The sequence below is a fragment of the Anaeromassilibacillus senegalensis genome, assembly GCF_001261775.1.
GTDB lineage: Bacteria > Bacillota > Clostridia > Oscillospirales > Acutalibacteraceae > Anaeromassilibacillus > Anaeromassilibacillus senegalensis.
Map to the genome: position 1 here is coordinate 1 of NZ_LN868537.1, position 18,707 is coordinate 18,707.

The 18,707-nt window shown below is 51.3% G+C and carries 22 protein-coding genes; 21 read left to right on the forward strand and 1 reads right to left on the reverse strand.

All coding sequences use genetic code 11. The features are described 5' to 3' along the window. From BN2106_RS16595 to BN2106_RS05620, 15 genes are all read left to right on the forward strand, one after another. Positions 1–206, forward strand: a 206-nt coding sequence (locus BN2106_RS16595; RefSeq protein WP_207641701.1) for a hypothetical protein, incomplete at its 5' end; no start/stop codon positions are given. Then, positions 206–616, forward strand: a complete 411-nt coding sequence (locus BN2106_RS05550) for a terminase small subunit (protein ID WP_050697603.1) — start codon at positions 206–208, stop codon at positions 614–616. The genes BN2106_RS16595 and BN2106_RS05550, both read left to right, overlap by 1 nt. Then, complete coding sequence (locus BN2106_RS05555) at positions 603–1,838, forward strand: PBSX family phage terminase large subunit (protein WP_050697604.1); 1,236 nt, start codon at positions 603–605, stop codon at positions 1,836–1,838. The genes BN2106_RS05550 and BN2106_RS05555 overlap by 14 nt, the downstream gene beginning before the upstream one ends. Beyond that, on the forward strand, positions 1,835–2,044 hold the full coding sequence (locus BN2106_RS05560) for a hypothetical protein (RefSeq protein WP_050697605.1): 210 nt from the start codon (positions 1,835–1,837) through the stop codon (positions 2,042–2,044). The genes BN2106_RS05555 and BN2106_RS05560 overlap by 4 nt, the downstream gene beginning before the upstream one ends. Beyond that, positions 2,041–3,642: a phage portal protein gene (locus tag BN2106_RS05565; RefSeq protein ID WP_050697606.1), complete on the forward strand. Its 1,602-nt coding sequence runs from the start codon at positions 2,041–2,043 to the stop codon at positions 3,640–3,642. Before BN2106_RS05560 ends, BN2106_RS05565 begins: the two co-directional genes overlap by 4 nt. Then, positions 3,643–5,415 (forward strand): phage minor capsid protein, encoded by a 1,773-nt coding sequence (locus BN2106_RS05570; RefSeq protein ID WP_050697607.1) that lies wholly within the window; start codon positions 3,643–3,645, stop codon positions 5,413–5,415. Positions 5,416–5,759: 344 nt separating this feature from the next. Then, positions 5,760–6,317, forward strand: coding sequence for a phage scaffolding protein (locus BN2106_RS05580; protein WP_050697609.1), 558 nt, complete (start codon positions 5,760–5,762; stop codon positions 6,315–6,317). 23 nt (positions 6,318–6,340) lie between these two features. Further along, a complete protein-coding gene (locus BN2106_RS05585; RefSeq protein WP_050697610.1) occupies positions 6,341–7,216 on the forward strand; it encodes a hypothetical protein in 876 nt (291 codons plus the stop codon). 123 nt (positions 7,217–7,339) lie between these two features. Next, positions 7,340–7,690 (forward strand): head-tail connector protein, encoded by a 351-nt coding sequence (locus BN2106_RS05590; protein ID WP_050697611.1) that lies wholly within the window; start codon positions 7,340–7,342, stop codon positions 7,688–7,690. Beyond that, a complete protein-coding gene (locus BN2106_RS05595; protein ID WP_050697612.1) occupies positions 7,690–8,067 on the forward strand; it encodes a hypothetical protein in 378 nt (125 codons plus the stop codon). Before BN2106_RS05590 ends, BN2106_RS05595 begins: the two co-directional genes overlap by 1 nt. Next, on the forward strand, positions 8,064–8,531 hold the full coding sequence (locus tag BN2106_RS05600; protein ID WP_050697613.1) for a minor capsid protein: 468 nt from the start codon (positions 8,064–8,066) through the stop codon (positions 8,529–8,531). The genes BN2106_RS05595 and BN2106_RS05600 overlap by 4 nt, the downstream gene beginning before the upstream one ends. Beyond that, positions 8,528–8,989 carry a hypothetical protein gene (locus BN2106_RS05605; RefSeq protein WP_154666435.1) on the forward strand — a complete coding sequence of 154 codons (462 nt, stop codon included), beginning with the start codon at positions 8,528–8,530 and terminating at the stop codon, positions 8,987–8,989. Before BN2106_RS05600 ends, BN2106_RS05605 begins: the two co-directional genes overlap by 4 nt. Further along, positions 8,977–9,501 carry a hypothetical protein gene (locus BN2106_RS05610; protein ID WP_050697615.1) on the forward strand — a complete coding sequence of 175 codons (525 nt, stop codon included), beginning with the start codon at positions 8,977–8,979 and terminating at the stop codon, positions 9,499–9,501. Before BN2106_RS05605 ends, BN2106_RS05610 begins: the two co-directional genes overlap by 13 nt. 12 nt (positions 9,502–9,513) lie before the next feature. Continuing rightward, positions 9,514–9,933: a hypothetical protein gene (locus BN2106_RS05615; protein ID WP_050697616.1), complete on the forward strand. Its 420-nt coding sequence runs from the start codon at positions 9,514–9,516 to the stop codon at positions 9,931–9,933. Then, complete coding sequence (locus BN2106_RS05620) at positions 9,933–10,481, forward strand: Gp15 family bacteriophage protein (RefSeq protein WP_242846299.1); 549 nt, start codon at positions 9,933–9,935, stop codon at positions 10,479–10,481. Before BN2106_RS05615 ends, BN2106_RS05620 begins: the two co-directional genes overlap by 1 nt. Before the next feature lie 45 nt (positions 10,482–10,526). Here the strand turns inward: BN2106_RS05620 and BN2106_RS15540 are convergent, their stop codons facing one another. Beyond that, entirely contained in the window at positions 10,527–11,339 is an 813-nt protein-coding gene (locus BN2106_RS15540) for a DUF4352 domain-containing protein (RefSeq protein ID WP_195891792.1), read from the reverse strand. A 940-nt stretch (positions 11,340–12,279) separates the two neighbouring features. Between BN2106_RS15540 and BN2106_RS05645 the strand changes: the two genes are divergently transcribed. From BN2106_RS05645 to BN2106_RS05670, 6 genes are read left to right on the forward strand one after another with little or no spacing between them, the layout of a single operon-like run. Then, a complete protein-coding gene (locus BN2106_RS05645) occupies positions 12,280–14,502 on the forward strand; it encodes a hypothetical protein (protein WP_050697622.1) in 2,223 nt (740 codons plus the stop codon). A 2-nt stretch (positions 14,503–14,504) separates the two neighbouring features. Then, entirely contained in the window at positions 14,505–14,897 is a 393-nt protein-coding gene (locus BN2106_RS05650; protein WP_050697623.1) for a hypothetical protein, read from the forward strand. Beyond that, positions 14,894–16,354 carry a hypothetical protein gene (locus tag BN2106_RS05655; RefSeq protein ID WP_050697624.1) on the forward strand — a complete coding sequence of 487 codons (1,461 nt, stop codon included), beginning with the start codon at positions 14,894–14,896 and terminating at the stop codon, positions 16,352–16,354. Before BN2106_RS05650 ends, BN2106_RS05655 begins: the two co-directional genes overlap by 4 nt. Before the next feature lie 2 nt (positions 16,355–16,356). Then, complete coding sequence (locus tag BN2106_RS05660) at positions 16,357–16,833, forward strand: hypothetical protein (protein ID WP_050697625.1); 477 nt, start codon at positions 16,357–16,359, stop codon at positions 16,831–16,833. Positions 16,834–16,848: 15 nt separating this feature from the next. Then, positions 16,849–17,331, forward strand: a complete 483-nt coding sequence (locus tag BN2106_RS05665) for a hypothetical protein (protein WP_050697626.1) — start codon at positions 16,849–16,851, stop codon at positions 17,329–17,331. 4 nt (positions 17,332–17,335) lie between these two features. After that, positions 17,336–18,700, forward strand: a complete 1,365-nt coding sequence (locus BN2106_RS05670; protein WP_050697627.1) for a hypothetical protein — start codon at positions 17,336–17,338, stop codon at positions 18,698–18,700. Positions 18,701–18,707 lie beyond the last annotated feature (7 nt).

Sequence of the window (18,707 nt, forward strand, 5' to 3'; positions counted from 1 at the left end):
CGGTGGATTACAGGAATGTGATAGCAGAATATGAAGCTGAAATAGCACTGATGGATGATAAATTATCGAAACTGAAGACCGGCCGCCAAGATGTGAACGCTTACATCATGCAGCTCATTTGTATGCGGGGAGATTTGTGCCAGCAACTCCATGAAGCGAGAGCTGCTGCAAGCAGAGGCCGGCCTCCGGATAGGGGGGATGATTGATGGCACGGCCATTGAAATACAAGACAGCGGAAGAGCTGCAAAAAGCAATTGACGCTTACTTCTTAGCATGTGAAGGGGAGCTGTTGAGGGACGATGACGGGAATCCGGTTTTAAACAAATGGGGAGCCCCTGTTATGGTTGGACAAAAGCCGCCTACGGTTACTGGGTTGGCACTCGCGTTAGGATTTACATCGAGACAGGCTTTATTAAATTATCAAGGACGAAAAGCATTTGTTGACACGGTTATGCGCGCAAAATCTCGATGTGAGGCATATGCAGAAGAAAGACTATATGACCGTGATGGCGCAATGGGTGCGAAATTTAGCCTTATAAACAATTTTAAAGGCTGGAGGGACAAACCAGAAGGACAGCAGGAAGACGAGGGGGTGCAGATCATTGACGACGTGTAGGCTATCGGAAATTCTGTCCCCGGCCTTCTATGAGCCGCACAGAGCGGTAAAGACGGGAATCAGGGAAATGGTCGCCACCGGCGGGCGTGGCTCTTGCAAGTCCTCCTGGGCGGGGGTAGAGACCGTTCTCCAGCTCCTGCGGTACCCGGATTGTCACGCGGTGGTGCTGCGAAAGATAGGGAACACCCTCCGGTCTTCCGTGTATGCGCAAATCTGCTGGGCCATTGCGGAGTTGGGCCTAACAAGAAAATTTCGCTGTACAGTTAGTCCCATGGAATGCACCTATCTGACCACCGGTCAGAAGGTGCTTTTTTTCGGGTTGGACGACCCAGGAAAGCTGAAATCCATCAAAGTTCCATTTGGGTATGTAGGTATTGCCTGGTTCGAGGAACTGGACCAGTTTGCCGGGCCGGAGGAGGTCCGCAACGTGGAGCAGTCTCTGTTCCGTGGCGGACCACACTCCATTTGCTTCAAGACCTTCAACCCGCCGGCCATGGCCCGGAACTGGGCGAACCGGTATGCGCTGGAAGCAAAAGCCGGGAAGCGGGTCTACCATAGCACCTATCTGACCACCCCGCCCGAATGGCTGGGACCGCGGTTCCTGGACGATGCCGAACATCTGAAAGCAACCAATGAGACGGCCTACCGACATGAGTACCTGGGTGAGGTTGTAGGCAGCGGTACGCAGGTGTTTGAAAATCTGCGTCTGGAGCCTATCACAGATGAGCAAATTCGGCAGTTTGATCGAATTGCTTCCGGTGTGGACTGGGGTTGGTATCCGGATCCCTGGGCCTGGAACCGGATGCACTACGATGCGGGCCGCCGGACCCTGTACCTGTTCGATGAGCTGACTCGACACCGGACCGGCAACCAAGAGACAGCGGAGCTGTTGCGAGAGCGCATTCCTGAGAATGAGATTGTCATTGCGGACAGCGCGGAGCCTAAAAGCATTGGGGACTACCGAAGCGCCGGGATACGTTGCAGAGGTGTCGAGAAGGGGCCAGGAAGCGTAAATTACAGGATGAAGTGGCTTCAATCTCTGCCGGCTATTGTCATTGATCCAGTGCGGTGTCCGGACACGGCGAAGGAATTCAGTGAGTATGAATATGAGCGAGACAAGAAGACCGGAGAAGTGCTTGAGGGTTACCCTGATTTAAATAACCATCACATTGACGCAGTTTCCTACGGGATGTTCCAGACCTGGAAACGGAGGGGAAAATGACAAAGATTAAAAACTGGCTTTTCGGCAAGTTCCTGCCCGCATGGTGCCGGGACGATCTGCTGGAGACGAACAGGCATCTTGTGGATGTTATTTCCGATTTGAAGCAGGAGAACGAACGCTTGAACGCCTACATAGACGGAATTCACGCTGCGGTTCGCCGCCAACCTCGCATAACCATAAACTGCGGGGAGGTGCATAAGACGTGAGTGTGTTTTCTGCGCTCTTTAATAGTAGCAAAGTGTATAATTTTGAACAGGCATTCGGTGTGAAGGATATAACCACTCAGGAGATGCGGACAGCTATACAGGATTGGGCGCTGCTGTACTATCAGACGGAAAGTACAGACAAGGAAGACCCCTGCCAGCGGTTGCCGGTGGCCATTGTATCCAAGCTGACCAAGACGGCCTTCTCAGAATACGAAGCGGCCAGCGACAATGAATATGTGACGAAGATCCTCCAAGCGTTGGAGGTGTGCCGGAAGAAGGCCATGCAGCAGGCGCTTATTGGAGGCCAGTGCTACCTGAAGCCTATCTTCACAGCAGGCGGCCTGTGTTTCAGCGTCGTATCCAGAGGAAACTACATGGCGCTGGGCCGAAACGAACGGGATGAGCTGACAGATATCGGTACAGCAGAACGAACCGTTCAAGGCAAAACCTACTATACGCTGCTGGAACGCCGCCAGGTGGATGCTGCCGGATATCTTACCATTGAGAGCAAACTGTATCAGTCCGATACCGAGAATGTTCTGGGTACACCGGTGCCGTTGGTAGCACTAGACAAATATGCAGCCCTCCGGCCGGTCAATGTCTTGCCGCAACCTGTTCACTCCCTGGGACTAATCCCCTTGCGAACACCCCTGGAAAACTGTGTGGACGGCAGCCCGGACCCGGTGAGCATTTACGCGCCGGCGGCGGGCCTTATCCACAACATCAACCACAACGAGGCGCAGATTAATGGCGAGTTCGAGCGAGGGGAATCCCGCATCATTGTTGGCGGCGACATGATGGAGATGGGAGAAGACGGGAAGCGCCGCCGGCTGAGGGACCATGTATTTACTGCTGTCGACGAAGACCCGGATGACATCGGAATCACCATCTTTTCCCCGGCATTCAGAGAGCAGTCGTTCCTTGCACGGAAAACAGAATATCTCCGCAATGTGGAATCCCTCATTGGTCTCAAGCGCGGCCTTTTGTCCGAGGTCGAGGCGGCAGAGCGGACCGCGACGGAGGTTACTTCCAGCGAGGGTGACTACAACCTCACAATTATTGACTTCCAGCAGATGTGGGAGAATGCAGTCCGGGAAGCAGTCCGGGTGTGTGAGATTCTGGGGCGAATGTACCAAGTATACAACGGCCCGGCTTTGGATCCGGAAAGGGAAGTCTCCATCGATTGGGGCAATGGTGTTCTCTATGATCGTGACAAAGCATGGATGGAACGAAAGGAGATGGTAGCGGCAGGGATGCTCAAACCCGAACTGGCTCTGGCATGGTACTTCAACCTTCCCTGCAAGACTTCTACACAATTAGCAAAGATCCATCGGGACTACATGCCAGAGATACAAGCGCTGCTTGGAGAGGACCTGCCGCTGGATGGATCACAGCAAGAAAGCAATGAGGACGTAGTAGACACCGCCGAAGACGTGGCCGGAAAAACGCTCAACGGAGCTCAGACGCAGTCTCTCATATCCGTTATTGCACAGCTGCAGGCCGGTCAGCTTACTGAAGGACAAGCTGTTAACATCGTTTCGGTGGCGATCGGCGTCAGCAAGGAAGAGGCTAGGCGGATTATCGAGGGGGCGGAATAAGTGCTGACGCCGGAGCAAATCGCGGCCCTCCAAGATGTCGCCAGTCATATTACGGACCCAATCAACGACTTCCTCATTGAGGACATCGCGCGCCGTATCTCAGAGGCCGGGCAGCTCACCAGCACAGCGGCATATCAGGTATGGCAGGCGCAGCAATTGGGTGTCAGCCAGCGGCAGCTGAAGAAGGAGCTGCGCAAGCGTCTGAAAGTCTCTCACCGGGAACTTCGGAAACTTCTTACCCAGACGGCGGAAGTGGGTTATGATTTTGACATCAAGCGTCTGCCGTTCGTGCAGGCCGTGCCATTCCACGCCAACGAGAGCTTGCAGCAGATCGTTGCGGCTGCGGTTGCGCTGGCGGGGAAGGACCTCGACAATATGACAAGGACCCTCGGAATGGTGGATCCATTTGGCAGGGCGCTGCCTTTGCAAGATGTGTATCGCTCCTGCACTGACTTCGCGTTCAAGCAGGTGTTAACCGGCGCCGCGGATTACAATACGGCCATCCGCACAGCCTGCGCCAATATCGCGAAATATGGCGTGCGGACGATCAACTATGAGAGCGGCGTCCATACCTCCCTGGAAGCTGCAGTCCGACGCAATATCATGGGTGGTCTGGGTCTCATGAATGAACAGATCGAGCAGCAGAACCACGACGACCTTGGCTGCGACGGCTGGGAGATTTCAGCGCACGCCAACAGCGCGCCGGACCACGAACCGATCCAGGGTAAGCAATACAGCGATGCGGAGTACACGGCACTGAACAACAGTCTTGTTCGCCGGATCGGCACGTTAAACTGTGGTCATGTAGCGTTCCCGATCATTCTGGGGATAAACAGCCCGCAGTATACCGCGGAGCAACTCCGGCAGTTTCGGGAAGACAACGAGAAAGGGATTACCTATCAAGGCAAGCATTACACGGGCTATGAGGCCACGCAGATGCAGCGGAAAATCGAGCGGTCTATCCGCGCGCAGAAGAACCGCATCCTGGTTGATGAGACCACAGGAGATGCCGAAAAACTTCAACCTGACCGGATCAGACTGCAACAGCTGAATGCGGAATACAAGCGGTTCTCCGCAGCCGCCGGTCTGCGCACGGAGCCTGAGCGGGCGCAGGTGGCTGGGTTTGGCCGCGGAGAGGCAGCGAGAGCCACGGCGGTCTATCGGCGGCAGGAAAGTATTGTGAGTTCTTTCAAAAGGAAAATGCAGGAGGCCGGTATATCTATAAAAGGATTTGATTCCTACGCTGGTGACGCAAGAATTCTGGAAGAAATGCAGACAGCATTCTCAAGGCTATCTGGACAATACCCAGAGGTGGCAGAAGGTCTTACCGTTGTTCTAAGTCACAGTACGGACAACACCACAATTGGATGGTATGACAGGAAGACACAATCTATTCATTACAACCATTCTTTGCTGAAAAACTGGGGTGAACTTCAGGAAGAATATGCAGAGTTGATGGAAGCTGGACATTTTCCTACGGGGACAGATGCCCGTGCATTCTTCTATCATGAATATGGTCATGCCGTGTGGGATACGAAGGAAATGGGGAGCCTGCGCAAACCGGTAGACAAAGTATTGCTACGACTTGGTTATGGGCATGTAAATGTTGGGCAACGAGAATTAGCGTTGAGACGGGAACTTTCCGCATATGCCACAACTGACACACGACCCGCATATCAAGAAGTAATTGCAGAGGCTTTTTCGGAATGGTATACTAGTAATAAACCAAGACGGTTTTGCCAAGAATTTTTAAAGGAGATGGGGATTATATGAGTTTATCTGATCACATTGTGAAGATGACATTTTTCAAGTCAAATCCGGAATGGGTTTGGTACGACGAAAATGAATTCCCTCATCTGACGGAGAAAGCGCCTTCTGAGGCAATAGAGTCCTATGAGTACTGGAAAAAGCATTATAAGAAGGCTCAAGAGACAGGAAATATCTTTTATTAAACCACCAACCTTCGGGACGGTAGTTTTTTCATATTCATTTTGATTCAGGACATCCGAAAGGGTGTCCTTTTTTATACCCAAAATTGACCGGCCCGACGTCGTAAAACTACGGGGCTGTAGGGGACGCGACCCCCGTCACCAAAGCGTAACAGAGAAAGGAACACAATGAAACGGGAGTTTCTACAGAATTTCAAGGTGGGTGACCAGACCCTGACCAAGGAAATTATCGACGCCATTATGGAAGAAAACGGCAAGGATATTGAGGCAACCAAAAAGCCCCTCGCAGACTATGAGGATGTCAAGAACCAGCTGGCCAAGGCCAACGAGACCATCAACGGCTTTAAGGACATGGACATTGAGACCGTGCGCAAAGAGGCCGAAGACTGGAAACAGAAGGCGGAGCAAGCTGAAAAGGACGCTGCTGCCAAGATTGCCAATATGGAGTTTCAGGGATTGCTGACTCAGGCTATCACCGCTGCCAAAGGCAAGAACGCAAAGGCCGTCACCGCCCTGCTGGACGTCGACACGCTCAAGGCCAGCAAAAACCAGGAAGCGGACATCAAGACCGCGCTGGAGGCCCTGAAGAAGGACAGCGGATACCTGTTTGAATCCGATCAGATCCCGCCGCCCTACGCCGGAGGGACCGGAACACAGAAGCTGATCGCAGGGCCAGACGCTGCGCTGCGCGCGGCTATGGGCCTGCCGGAACCCGAGACAAAATAATAAATTGAGAAAGAGGTAATTATATGCCAAACGCAATTGAACTGGCAAAAAGATTTGTAACAATGCTGGACGAAGTATACAAACTTTCTAGCCTGACAGGCGTGCTGGACGGTGCGTCTGATCTGGCACAGCAAGGTGCAAATGCAAATGAATTGGTCATCCCCATGCTGAGCATGCAGGGATTGGGCGACTACAGCCGCAACGACGGCTACATTAAAGGCGACGTCACGCTGACCAATGAGACGGTGAAATGCAACTTCGACCGCGGCCGTATGTTCAACGTGGATACGATGGATAACCTGGAGACTGCTGGTCTTGCCTTCGGCCGTCTGGCCGCGGAATTCATCCGTACCCAGGTGGTGCCTGAACTGGACGCCTTCCGCTTTGCTGCTTACTGCGGAAAAAGCGGTGTATCCAAGAAGGAAGAGACCATGGCGGACGGCGCCGCTCTGCTAGCCGCAATTCGTGCCGCGGTGAACGCAATGGACGAGGACGAAGTGCCCCAGACGGAGCGCTATCTGTTCATCACACCGACGCTGCTCGGTATGGTTCAGGACTTGGACACCACAAAGAGCCGCGAGGTTTTGCAGAACTTTGCGGGAACCGTGAAGGTTCCGCAAACGCGCTTCTATACTGCGATCAAACAGCGCAGCGGCAAAGACGCAGAGTCGGCCGGCGGCTACACGAAAGCGGAAGGCGCGGCGGATATCAATTTCATGATTGCGCATAAGCCCGCCGTGATCCAGTTTGAAAAGCATGTTGCGCCGAAGATCATCACTCCGGAAGTGAACCAGGACGCCGACGGGTACAAGTTTGGCTATCGCAACGTCGGCATCGCGGACCTGTATACAAACAAACTGGCCGGCGTTTACGTCAGCCATAAGCCTGCAAGCGCGTAAGGGAGGGGTATCTGATGGCAAAAGTAATCGGTTACATTCCGCCGAAAAAAGAGGCGCCCCGTCCCGTGGACAAAGCGCCTGAAGGGGAACAGAGACCGAAAAAATAAGGAAAGGGGCGCCGCTATGGTAGACTATCCATTCTACATAGACCGATACTGCGGAGACAATGCGATTCCCTTTGAGGAATTCTCCCGGCTGACCGCGCGAGCACAAGCTCAGCTGGACCGGTATAAGCGCATCTACACCGTGACGGCCCCGGATGCTGACAGCGAGAACATGGCGGTTTGCGCCATGGCGGACGCCCTCTACTATTACGAGACGGCTCAAAGTGGGGAGCTGGTTACCAGTTCCTCCATCGGGTCTGTGTCCAGCAGCCGGCAGGCGCCGCAGATAGACATCAGCCCCAAAGCGCAGGCTCGGGAGTTGTACCGGTGCGCGTGTCTCTATCTGGACATTAGCAGGGGGTGTGGCTGATGCTGAGCGTGCGAAAAAAGGACGGGCCACCGGTGGATTACTCCAAGTGCAACCAGATGGTGACGGTCTACCACTGGGACGGGAAAGAGACCTATACCCGAACCGTGCATGACCGTGCGTTATTGGATTTTCGCAAGACGCGGAATGTAGACAAGACCGGGAGCAGGGAAGCAAACACCTTCCTGCTGGTCATCCCCTGCGATTCTCAGCCGGTTTTTGTGGGGGATAAGGTGATTTTAGGGGTTGGCCCGGAAGTCGCCACACGTGAAGACTGGGCGGCTTTTATCCCCGCGAAGGTGCCGGGCCTGGTGGTGGTCCAGTACGTGGACTCGAAATATTGGCAGGGCCAAATGGTCCATGTGGAGGCGGGCGGGTGAATTTAGTTGGCAGAATATCGGTAAATATGCGGCCTGTGAACCAGATTTTGCAGGCCAAAGGGCTGACGGCGGGCGGGGACGTACAGCGGTTCCACACGGCGAACGTCCTGCGACGCATCGTGAAGTACATGCCATATAGAGAAGGCATGCTCATCAAACAGACGGTAGCATCAAGCCCCATATCTAAGCCGTACATTGTGGTGCCGGGTCCAGCGGCCCGGTATCTCTATTATGGCAAGGTGATGGTTGACCCGGTGACTAAGGCAGCGGGCTTTTTGGATCAGGACGGGCAGTGGAAGAGCCGAAAAGGTGTACCCAAAGTGCTGAGTAACAGAAACATAAAATACACCAAAGGCAAGAATCCTCTGGCAGGCCCTTTCTGGGACCGCCGCCTGAAGGCCGCCGAAGGGAAAGTATTGCAAACAGAACTGCAAAGGTACGTAAACAGAAAGGCGGGAAGATGATGACCGCGTTAGAGACAATCCGAAAGTGGATTTCAGCATACCCCGGATATGACATCCTGCATGATTTTCAGGTGGACTACACGGACCAGATTCCGGGCAACGGCGGCATGTACCCTTCCGGATTGGTGGAAGTGGACCGGCGGAAAGACATCATGGGCAATGTCACTGTGACCAACCAATACAATTTCGGCCTGTACTATGTATTCGAGAAGGCCCCGGGGGACGATACTGGCGCCGCGATCAACGCCGACTGGATCATGGACTTCCAAATGTGGGTGCAAGAGGAGTCCGTGATGGGACGCGCTCCGGTTTTCGGGGATGTGCCCCAGAATGAAAGAATCATGGCGCAGAACGGCGTCCTGTACGAGGCGGACGAGGAAGGCACGGCCACATACATGGTCCAGCTTTCCGCCCAATTTACTAAAAAATATGAGGTGATAAACAAATGGGTGACATGACTTTTAATACTGCTGCGGGAACCGTGGCGGAACGCAAACTGCTGATCCTGTACCTGAATACCGGAACGGAGGCGGAACCGGTTTGGAGCGCGATCGGTAAGCGCGTAGAGGACAGCTCTATGGAATACGACTGGGGCGAGGAATCCAAGACGGATATTTTCGGGATCAACTACACGACCATGAAGAAACCGACGATTACACAGACCTTCGACCCGTGTGAGCTGGATGCGGGCGATCTGGCGCAGCAGAAAATCTGGAATCTGGCGGTCAAGGACCAGGATGCCGCGGCGCTGGCCAACCAGGACTTGCTGGTAGTGCATTGCTATGCCGGCGCGTCAGAATCCTCTGTGTTTGCTGAGCGCTACAAGTCCTGCATGGTGAAGCCTTCAGGCTTGGGAGGCAGCGCGAACATTGGAATGCCGATCGACGTGACCTTTGGCGGAGAACGAGAGACCGGAACAGCGGCTGTTTCCAACGGGACGGTTACGTTCACAGCGACCACAGCGGCGTAAGGGGGCGGTGAGATGGCAGAATTAAATTTTGACACCGGCGTGGTCACGTTTACCGTGAACGGGAAATGTGACATAACTTTCAATCCGACAGACAGCGCCTTTGTCGAGCGTCTTTTCAACGCATTCGATACGCTGGACAAGAAGCAGGAATCCTACAAGGCAGAAATTGAGCGGATGGTCGATAAGCGGGAAGTTTTTGAAATCGCGCGCCGCCGCGACAAAGAAATGCGCGAGATTGTCGATGGTGTGTTTGGCCAGCCGGTGTGTGCTGCATTGTTTGACACTATGAATGTTTATGCAATGGCGGATGGCTTGCCCGTCTGGTGCAACTTTATGCTTGCGGTCATGGATGTCGTAGACACCACATTTGCACGGGAACAGAAGGCGACGAATCCCCGTATTGCCAAATATACCAAAAAATATCACAGATGATGTACGATTTGCCTGTGAGCGTGGAAGTTTGCGGTACAGAGTATGCGATCCGGTCGGATTACAGGGCGGCGCTCGATATTTGCGCCGCTCTCAATGACGCTGAGCTGGACGATCAGGACAGAGGGCTTGTCGTTCTGGATATTTTCTATCCAGACTTCACAGGTATGCCGCCGGAACACTACCAAGAAGCAATTCGGCAGTGTTTTTGGTTTCTTGGTTGTGGGGAGCAGCCAGCGGATCGCAAGGCACCGAAGCTGGTGGACTGGGAACAGGATTTCACATACATCGTGGCCCCGATAAACCGCGTGATGGGCCGGGAGATACGCGCCGTGGAGTATTTGCACTGGTGGAGCTTTATCGCTGCATATTACGAGATCGGGGATTGCACCTTTGCGCAGATCATCCGAATCCGCAGCCTAAGGGCGCGCGGGAAGCCTCTGGACAAATCTGACCGGGAATGGTATCAAAAGAACCGGCATCTGGTTGACATGCGGACAACGTATACCGCGCAAGAAGATGATTTGTTGAGGCAGTGGGTTGGTGGGTAAAAAGAAAACCGCCCTCCGTGGGGAGGACGGTTGCAAGGCTAAAGTTTATTCGTGTATAGCTTTAAATGTGACCTCGCTACTAAAGAATGACAGTACGTCAGGGTTTACTCGAATCTCGATTTCCTTCCAGTCCTTTGGAACTTCATAGGCAATTGTACCCTTCATTTTTTTGCCGGCCGCGACAGAACCGTCAAGCTGATCTATTTTCCCACCGTCGCTATTCAACAATCCGGTTATACTCTGTGATGTGCTATAACCATCCACGTAGGTTTCAAAACAGAGAATTGAACTAATGGAAAGATCTTTGTCGGAACTGTTATCAATTTCAAAGTTGCATTGCAAAAATACATATCCATCGTTAGGTTTTATGTACTTACTTCCTGCACTTTCGGTAATGCTCATCAGAGTCATTTTTACACCGCCGGATTCAGCGGTTTCTCCAACGCCAAAAGATTCCTTTTTTTCCTCGGAAGACGAAGGTGCTTCTGAAGAAGGTGTGCTGGAAGAAATTTGAGAACTTTCGTTGGTCGAAGAAACATTTTTATCGGGATCAATATTCCCTCCTCCGCCAAAGATTGAGCCAATTACACCAAGCACAACGATAACACCCAAAACAATAAGCCCGACTTTTAAGCAACCGCCTTTTTTCTTAGGCGGTGTGGTCTGATAAGGTACATACGGCGTAGGGGCAGGCGGAACTGAAGGCGAGGGAGTATGAGGCTGTGGAGGTTGGTATGTTGGCTGCTGATCGGGAGATGGAGTTTCATTTTGGCTTGAGATTGCCTGATCTGCCGCCGCTCCACAATAAGGGCAAAATTTTGAACTGCTAATATTTTTACCGCATTTCGGACAATACATAAATTCATCCCTCCTAAAATTCATTATTTGTTCACATTATATCCGGTTTAGACAATTTCTGCAAGGAAAAAATTTTTCCGGAATCTCTTGACTTGTTGTGTACACGGTATTATAATAAACGTGTACACAGAAAGAGAGGTGATAAGATGGCCCCACGTACAGGGCGCCCTCCCGTAGAGAATCCGAAAGACATACAATTGAAAATCAGAGCGGATAAAAAGACCATCGAAGATTTAGAGGCTTGCTGCAAAGCATTGCACACAACAAAGAGCGATGTTGTCCGCTTGGGAATCCAAAAAGTAAAAGCAGATGTAGACGCAAAAAAATAGCAATAACGCCGCACGACCAAGCACAAACGTTATTGCTATCACACCAGAGGTTTCCCATCTGATAAATCCATTATATCAGATGGGCCGACCTCCTGCAAGACAAAATGAAGGAGGCAAGATATAATGGCAGACCGCGTCTCGACGACATCCCGGTTGACCCTGGAGGGAAAAGGAATCATAATCCCACTCAAAAAATACCTACATAATGATGGCTTGGAGAGATCTATAAAAATGACACAGGAGATAATACGAGAGGCAAGGAGGGCAAGAGAGAGATATGGCGAACCGGGAGCGTACATAAAATCCCCGTGAGATTCACACCTAAAGAAGGCTTGTTATATTTCTCCTATGGGTTGCATCCATAGCAAAGTTAAGGTATGATAAAAATGAAAATTAGCGAATAAGCCAATATTCTGTGAAAATTGCACCAGACGCGAATGCGTTGTTTGGTGACTTTTGCTGTCAGGCTCCGCGTGAGCCTGTGGATTGAAACAATCAGTTTATCGACTGGGTGAACGACAAACTGGGTCAGGCTCCATGCAAGTCTCAAGAAAACCGCACTCCTTCGGGGGCGCGGTTTTCTTATACCCATTTTTAAGGAGGTGGTATTTATGCCGAACGGATCTTCGGATGGGTCTATTACAATCTCAACGCATCTTGATAATCAGGAACTCGAAAGGGAATTGAACAGCCTGACGCGAAAAATTGAAACCATCAAAGAGCGAATCAGTCGTATGCAAGCGGAAAGAACACCATTAGCGGAGCAATCCGCACAGATGGCTGCCAATTTGGACGAGGAAAAAGCACGTCTCGATCGGATGAAAAACGGGCCAGAGTATTTCTCAAGAAGTTCTATCCGTGAACAGGAAAGTGTAGTCAGGCAATTGCAAGCAGAATGGGACCGCGTACAAGGCCGAGTGGAAAGGTATGACACAAACATCCAAAACGCAACCCGGGAGCTAAATCGACAGAGAGAACGAGCAGGGAGCCTTTCACAACAACTTGCGGAGAGCGGAAGACAGTCGGATGTGATGGGCAATGCTATGAATAGGGCAAGCAAATACATGAACCAGTTTCTCAATCGCGTGAAAGCTCTTGCCCGTCGTGTGTTTATTTTTACTTTGATAACCACTGCTCTGCGGTCTTTAAGAACATGGATGTGGGAGACGATAAAGACCAACGAAGACGCGACAGCCGCAGTCGCCCGACTGAAGGCAGCTCTGCTCACACTGGTTCAGCCACTGGTAAACGTGGTTATTCCGGCCTTTATTGCTTTTGTCAATCTGTTAACGGATGTTGTATCAGCGATTGCCAAAGTGGTGGCGTCTCTGTTCGGCATGACATTAGATGACTCAAAACAGGGAGCGAAAGATTTGTACGATAAAAAGGCCGCTCTTGAAGGGGTCGGTTCAGCAGCAGAAAAGGCTGAAAAAAGTTTAGCGTCATTTGACGAAATCAACCAGTTGTCCAATTCTAGTAATTCTGGAGGAACTGGCGATAACGGAGCAAATTCTGAGATTGCGCCAGACTTTGAGTTTGATACAACAGGTGCAGATAATCTGCTTGGTATCATCGAGGCGATTGGTGCAGCATTACTGGCATGGCAAATCAGTTCATCGCTCGGGCTTGGACTAAAAGGTTTTTTGGGTATACTTTTGGCAATTTACTCAGCGGTGACATTTATTAAGGCAATGTTTGACGCTTGGACAAATGGTGTGACTTGGGACAACCTAAGAGATATGCTTTTAGGGGCTACAGGGCTTGCAATTGGTTTAGGGATCGCATTAGGGCCTGTGGCAGCAGGTATTAGCTTGATTATTACGGGTATCCTGATGCTCGCGACAGCCTTCGCCGATGCTGATAAAAACGGATGGAATATGCAAAATACATTGCTTGCAATTGCTGGCATTTTGGCGACGGGACTGGGGATTGCACTTGTGGTTGGCTCATGGATACCGTTGTTAATTGCAGCTATTGCCGCTCTGCTGCTGGCTATTGTGACGACTTTTGGCGATGGCGAAAAATTGATAGATGGAGCTAAAATGATTCTTGATGGATTCAAAGATTTTTTTGTCGGTATTTTTACTGGGGATATAGAAAAAGCCATCGGAGGAGTTGGAAAGATATTTGAAGGACTAAAGACTATATTTTTTGTTGTTATAGATGCGGTCAAAAATATGTTTATTAGCTTTTTGGACTGGTTTGACGAAAAGACCGGAGGAAAATTCCATGGTATCATCGAAACAATAAAAAGTATGGTGTCAAACTCGGCAGAGGCGATCAAATCAGTTATTGGAGATATGATCAATAACCTGAAGCAAATTTTTGTTGGAATAGTAGAGTTTATATCTGGTGTATTCTCAGGCGATTGGGATAGAGCTTGGCAGGGTGTGCAAGAAATATTCAAAGGAATTGTCAACAGCATGATCTCTTTATTTGAGAGGTTTGTTAATTTTGCTATCGATAGTGTCAATAGCATTATAAAAGGACTTAATTCTGTGGTATCTGCGGCAGGTGACTTTTTAGGGCTTGATTGGTCCATACCAACAATAGACCGGGTTCATATCCCCCGTTTGGCTGCTGGCGCCGTTATCCCTCCGAACCGCGAGTTCATGGCCATCCTGGGCGACCAAAAGAGCGGTACAAACATAGAAGCTCCCATGTCCACGATTGAGCAGGGCGTGGAAAACGTCCTGCGCAGGATGGGTGTCACGGGCGACTCCGGCGATACCACCGTGATACTGGAATTGGACGGCCAGCAGTTCGGGAAAGTCACCTACAAAGCGTACAACCGTGAAAACCGCCGCGTCGGTGTCCGTCTGGTGGAGGTGTAGCCTTGAATTATTGCAGGATAAATGGACAGGCGTTTGACGTCACCGTTGCCATATCGGACATCGAGGAGACCTTCAACGTCCTGGACGGGGAAAATGCCGGGCGTGTCATGACCGGCCGCATGGTGCGTGACATCATTGGGACGTACATCGGCCACAAGGTCACGTTTTTCAGTAGCAAGAGCCAGAAGGACTTCGACGCGCTCTGGGATTACCTGGTAGCCCATTCAGTAGACGATTCCGTGCAGCTGGAAGCCGCGGACGGCCAGAAAAGTATCTCATATGAGGCGTACTACACGTCCGGAACCAGAACACTGAAGAGCGCCGCGGACGGGGTGAACATTTGGGATGAAATTGAAATCAACTTTGTACCAATGGATGCGCAGGTGAAGCCATGAGTAAGACAACAGTCCTATACAAAGACATAGCGCCGGGGGCAGCGGAGGATGCGGCGGTTTCCACGTCCGCGGCCTCCACGTTTTCCGTTCCCGCGCGCTTACCGGAGGGCGTAACTCCGGAACCTATCATCAGCGGGGAGCTGAATCATTGGGGGCTGACCGGTGAGTTCGTTTCTTTGGACAGCCAGAGCCAGAAACTGGCGTTCTGGTCGACCGGTCAGAGCAACAGCAATTGCCAATTCTCCAGCCCGCCGGTAATCACCATCCGGTTCAGCCAGCTCTATTCTTCGGTAGGCGTCACGTTGGTCTTCGACCGCGCCGCCGGGGACTACTGCACGTCCGTCAACGTCAAGTGGTATCAAGGGGATACGCTTAAGGTAGACAAGCTGTTTGCACCGGATGCACCGTCCTATTTCTGCGAGCAGACCGTGACCAGCTACGACAGGATCATCATTACCCTGTTGGGAACCAACCTGCCGTACCGGTACGCGAAGCTGGAACAGATCCTTTTCGGGGTCTACCGGTACTTCGGCATGACTGAACTCCGGCGGGCTTCCATTGTCAATGAAATGAACCTGATCGCGGCGGAGCTGCCGGTCTCGACGATGAAATGGACGCTGGACAGCCGGGAGGACGTGGATTACATGTTCCAATTGAAGCAGCCAACGGAGGTTTGGAACGACGATCACCTGATCGGCGTGTATTATGTGGACGGTTACCGGCGCACAGCGAAATCGGTTTACGACATCGACTGCTATGATGCGTTCGGCGTACTGGGTGAGAGCCCCTTTACCGGCGGCGTCTACTCCGGGTATTCGGCGAGACAGTTGTTGCGGGACATCGTGGGCGCGGATTTTGAACTGGTGTTTGAAACAGCGGACACGAATCTGTCCGGTATCATCCAGCCATGCACACGGCGCGAAGCCATGCAGCAGGTCTTGTTTGCGTGGGGTGCCTGCGCGTCCACGGATGGGCGCGAAAGCATCCGCGTGTTTGTGCCCGGCGGTACCGCCGTGGAGATCGGGCAGGATCATGTCTATACCGGTGTAACCGTTGAGACAGCAGCAATCGTAACAGAGGTGCGGGTGACCGCGCACGAATATGTGGCGAGCAGCGACGGTAATGTAGAGTTTGGCGGTGTGAAGTATCAGGATAACCAGTCGGTATTTACGGTGACGAATCCCAATGTGACGGCGAGCGACAAGCAAAACGTCGTGGAGATCACCGACGCAACGCTGGTTTCGCCGGCCATAGGGCAGGCGGTAGCTCAGCGGGTATATGATGACTACACCCGCCGGAGCACAAACAAGGCAAAATTGATTTGGCGTGGCGAGCGGCTGGGAGATTGCATAACCGTCCCGAACGCTTGGGGCGGGACAAACACCGGGGAGATCGCCAGAATGGAGATTGCCCTGTCCAATACCGTTGCGGCAAGCTGTGACACGATAGGGGTGTAGATATGGCAATCATTGACGAGCTGGTAACAGACCGCACAGAAGGGGACATCGAACGCTGGCGGCTGCTGCACGGGAAAAGCTTCTCTGCCATGACGGCAGCGGAACGCACGGAATGGATAGCCGGCATGAAAGGCGCATACAACGCTGTGGACTTGAACCGGGTTGGGCAGGCCATGCAGTATATCGCGGGTCGTCTGCACGGGTACGGTTATGCCGTGGAAGTCGCCCCGAAAACAGACTGGGTGGTGACCGACATACCGAGTAAAGACCAATTGGACCGGTATGCGCACGACATTGCGGCGCTGCGGCAGGCGGTAGCTGTTTACGCTTCCACGCCGGGCGCGCCGGCGGATATGGAAAAATTAACATATCAAGAAGCAAATGACATTGAAAAAATACTGGTTGATCTGGACGAGATCATTACAAAAATCGCCGCTGCATGGTATTACAGCGGCGATTTTTATGCAGGGGAGGTATGACTTATCAAAGACAGGGTGCCAACCTATCCGGGCCGGGTGAAACTCACGCCGGTGACCGGGAAAAACGATACCTATGATATGACGAGGGCGGACGCCCCGACGGAGACAGGCACGCCGGTCAACAAGGCGACGCTGCTGCAAGACAGCACAGCGGCGCTGTATGGGCTTGGTGGTAACGCGGTGCCAGACGACGCCTTCCGCGCGGTGTATGAACAGAAAACCGACAGAAGTAGAACCATCACCGCGACTCTGAACCATGCTCAGTGGCAGGGGAGCAGCCCCCCATATACCTATCGTTTGAGCATTACAGGGGTGACCGCAACCAGCAATCAGGACATTGTGTTTTCGTCCAGTATCACCGCCAGCCAGCTTGCGGCGGCACAGGCGGCGAACATCCAGGACGGCGGTCAATCGGCAGGCGTCATCACGCTGAAGGCGTGGGGGTACAAGCCGGTTTCGGATATCCCGGTGCGCGTCATATTGAGGAGGGATACGTAATCATATGGCAAATATCATACACATGGGCGGCGGTGGAAGCGGAGGCGAAGAAGTCCACATGAATATCTTCTGCCAGCCGGATGAGCCGTCCAAAAAAGATGGCATCTGGATTCAGTGTCCAAACAGCGTGATACCTCTAAAATACATTGTCAAAAAGTATTTTGCTCAGTTCGGTAATTTTCTCGGCGACAAAGAAACGAAATATCGCTCAGTTGTTTTCAATTCCGACAATATAACGGATACCTATTGGTTTGAGGACCGGTTCTTGTGGAGGCCCTTTGTAGGAAATACGTCCATCTATTTCGTGGGGGCGGAAGTGAAGATCGGAAGAGATGACAATTATACATGGACGGAAAGCTCTCAATTGAATACCTTCTCAAAAAGCAGCCAGTCATTTACCAGAACATCAATACTGAGTGGTGGTTATACTGGAACAAATAGTTTGTATGGCGTGGAAGCCGGCACAAACGCGTTTGAAGTAAACGGATATTTTTATATCTATTCGTATTATCAGTCTTTCAGGGACGGGAACCCCTCCTCCAGTTCCTATGTTGCAAGAAAATATGACAAAGCGGGTATTGTTGATTCATCCACGAATTCCCTTCATAGCTTTCCTCATGATTATTTCGTCATAGGCAGTGTCAGAGAAGAGGTATATGCAATTGATTATGATAGTTTTCAGAATAGCACGACTTGCGGAGGCGTTATAAATAATGCTTGGTTATATAAGGTAGCACTGAATGGATTTATTCCATTGTTCACCTATACAGATAGGATTTCTTCACTTCCAACAACGCAAAGAGGGATTACGACCTATGATAGTAATTTCTATTTTGCAACAAAAAGCGCTTTGATAGAATACGATACAGTAACAAAAGAAGAAACAACCTATAGCTTTGCAAATGGGTATTCCAATGTTCCCAGCATAATAACTGTTGGATCACAGATTTTCGTTACGGATATGTCTCTGTCTTCAAAGAGAACTCTGCTGTTTGACATAAATACAAAATTGTTAACCCAAATTCCTCATAGCGACAGTCATTCTTATGCGGCAGAATGCTTTATGTGCCAAAATGATGACAGGGTTCTTATCTTCCCGGGCAGATACAAAGAAGATCAAGATAAGAGCTATAGGGATTCGGCGGACATGCAGGTGACTTCATTCGACATTACAAAGGATGTTCTGGAAAACAACACGGTTGCAATAGAGGACAATCCCATATATGATGCAATCTTCTATGAATCGGAAAACGGGGAATTGTATCTCCGTGGTCTATTTGGGGAGGTATGGCTTTACGAAAACGGCGACTATCAGGACTATCCGACCTATGTTGGGAACGGAAAAATCTGGAGGAAAGTAAAGAATTAAGGAGAGA